Here is a 217-nt window from a genome sequence, read left to right on the forward strand (position 1 = left end):
TAGGTGGAGGGAATGCTGCAACTAATGCCTGTGATATGGCAATTGGAATTGGATGTAGTGTTACAATCCTAGAGGTTAATCAAGAAAGAATTGCATATTTAAGAAAGCAATACGCAACAGAAGAAGTAAATATAATTGAATCTAATACTGAAAATCTAGAGCGAACGATTAAAGAAGCAGATTTATTTATTTCAACAATTTTAATACCAGGATCTCG

The 217-nt window shown here is 33.2% G+C and carries 1 pseudogene; it reads left to right on the forward strand.

Going from position 1 to position 217, the window contains the following annotated elements:
* Positions 1-217: pseudogene (locus CN409_RS31115) on the forward strand (alanine dehydrogenase); the annotation flags it as partial.

It is taken from the genome of Bacillus sp. AFS012607 (genome assembly GCF_002558005.1).
In the GTDB taxonomy this organism is placed as follows: domain Bacteria; phylum Bacillota; class Bacilli; order Bacillales; family Bacillaceae_G; genus Bacillus_A; species Bacillus_A thuringiensis_S.